Annotated in this window: 3 protein-coding genes; all 3 read right to left on the bottom strand. The window is 67.1% G+C overall.

Going from position 1 to position 2,324, the window contains the following annotated elements:
• Positions 1-445 precede the first annotated feature (445 nt).
• The gene (locus AB0I19_RS29200; protein ID WP_357153305.1) at positions 446-1,432 is read right to left on the bottom strand and encodes an alpha/beta hydrolase; all 987 of its coding nucleotides are present in this window, start codon (positions 1,430-1,432) and stop codon (positions 446-448) included.
• Between the two features lie 61 nt (positions 1,433-1,493).
• The gene (locus tag AB0I19_RS29205) at positions 1,494-1,979 is read right to left on the bottom strand and encodes a phage holin family protein (protein ID WP_067494480.1); all 486 of its coding nucleotides are present in this window, start codon (positions 1,977-1,979) and stop codon (positions 1,494-1,496) included.
• A 153-nt stretch (positions 1,980-2,132) separates the two neighbouring features.
• The coding region (locus AB0I19_RS29210) for a hypothetical protein (protein ID WP_357153307.1) at positions 2,133-2,324 on the bottom strand (192 nt) is incomplete at its 5' end.

Here is a 2,324-nt window from a genome sequence, read left to right on the forward strand (position 1 = left end):
GCATGCGCGAAGCGCGAGTCTCGAGCGCTGTTCGCGCGGCCCTCCAGGGGCCGCGCTCGAGCGCGCCAGCGCTCCAAAAATACAGCCCAATACCTCCTTGGTGCACAAAACACCGAGGTGGTGCCGCACGGCTGGGTGTGCGGGAGGTGGCGCCCTCGAGTGACGCCGTGTGGCCGGGAATGCGGTAGGCCGCATCCCGGAGTGGTGCCGCACGGCTGGGTGCGCGGTAGGTTGCGCCCTCGAGAGGCGCTGTGTGGCTGGGAATGCGGTAGGCCGCATCCCGGAATGGTGCCGCACCGCTGGGTGTGCGGCGGAGCGGTGACGCACGGTTCGAAGCGCGTAGCGACGCCCTCGAGCGGTCCGTGTGGCTGGAGTTCGACAAGTAGCCGCTTACGGCTGGCGCCACTCGGCCGAAAGCCCCCCGCCACCGCTCCACCAGACAACGTCAGGGCGACACCAAGTCATCCTTCGGAGCATCATTGGCACCGTTCTGCTCATGCCAATACGCGGTAAGCACCTCATTGACCCTGCCCGGGTTCTCCTGATGGGCGTAATGACCGGCATCCGGAATAGTCACCAGTGCCCGACGCGGGGATAGCTCCTGATCCCGCTCGATCGTCGCAGCCAACAGATACCGGTCGTTCGCACCGCGCAATCCGAGAACAGGAATGTCGATCGGATCCCGCATCGTCGCCATGAACCGCTTACCGTCAGGCCGCCATTGGCTCCGAAAGGCCCATCGCTGGTACTCCAGCGCACTGTGGGCGGCACCGGGTATGCGAATAGCGGTCCGCATCCGCGACGCGGTCTCGCCGAATTCGGCAGTACGTGACCAGGATTCACCGACCCGCTCGCGCAGCAACCGCTCCACCTCGGCCCCGCCCCGCCGCGTGAGGAGGTTCTCGGGATATCGGGGCAACTGGTAGCGCAGGAATTGGGGCAGCCACGCGGAGCGCTGTGCGGGGTCGCGCAGGACGGCACTCTTCAACGCGGCGGGGTGCGGCGAGCTCACGAGCGCGATGGACCGAACCAGCCGGGGATGCAGGACCGCGGTGGCCCAGCAGACGAGGCCGCCGTCGGCGTGGCCGACGAGCGTCGCCTCGGTGTGACCGAGCGCGCGGATGAGTCCGGCGATGTCACCGGCAAGAGTCCACCCGTCGTAGCCGCGAGGCGGTTTGTCCGTATCGCCGTAGCCGCGCAGGTCGACGGCGACGGTCCGGTACCCGTGGTCGGCGATTCCGGTGAGCTGATGACGCCACGACCACCAGAAGTCGGCGAATCCGTGCAGCAGCAGCACCAGCGGCGCGTCGGCGCGCACCGTGGCGTCGGCTTCGACGACGTGGAAGCGGATCCCGTTGGCGTGCACGTCCCGGTGGGTCCACGGGCCGTCGTAACGGACGGTGGACGGATCCGGGAATGAGTTGGACGACACGCCGATCGAGCCTAGTGGGCGGGCCCGGTCGTGGCGACCGGGCCCGCCGGGGTCGGACTCGTCAGTTCTTCGCCTTCTCCAGCGACGGGGTGTGCTCGCGGTGGGCGAGTGCCTGCGGCAGCACCTCGGCGCTCTGCTTGAGCGAGCCGATCGTCTTCTCCGGCGCCTTCAGCTTCTTCACCTTGCGATACCCGAGGAAGGCCAGTAGCGCGGTGGCGAGCACCATCAGCGTGAAGACGATGAGGAACGCCGCCCACCGGTACAGCCACACGTCGAGCAGTTCGGCGAGGAAGAAGAAAAAGAAGAACGAGCTGAACAGCAGGATCGTCAGCGCCAGGATGAAGAAGACGCTGCCGGTGAGACCCTTCTTGACCTCGCCGGTGACCTCGGCCTTGGCCAGCGCGACCTCGGCGCGCACGAGCGTGGACAGCTGCTCGGTGGCGTCGCGGACAAGGCTGCCGATGCTGGCCGATCCGGGCGGATTGGCGTCGGTCAACGGGATGGAAGTGACCGTCCGACCGTCATTTCCGCCTTGGGTGTAACTCACTTCGTCGACCCTTCTCCCTGTGGTAACTGGTCCGCATCGCGGCGCGCGGTGTGCACACGTCTTGGCGCAACACTAGCGCCGATCCGATCAGCGATGCTGCCCTGGAGGTGACCGACACGGCTATCGCCGCAACCGTAGCGTGCCGGTCCCCGATCAGTTGCCGCCGGTGCGGATGGCCTCGAAGACGGCGGGGTCGACGAGGGTGGAGGTGTCGCCGAGTTCGCGTCCTTCGGCGACGTCGCGGAGGAGGCGGCGCATGATTTTGCCGCTGCGGGTTTTGGGGAGTTCGGGGACGATGTGGATTTCGCGGGGTTTGGCGATGGGGCTGATCTGTTTGGAGACTTC

The sequence above is a fragment of the Nocardia sp. NPDC050413 genome (assembly GCF_040655475.1).
Lineage (GTDB): Bacteria > Actinomycetota > Actinomycetes > Mycobacteriales > Mycobacteriaceae > Nocardia > Nocardia coubleae.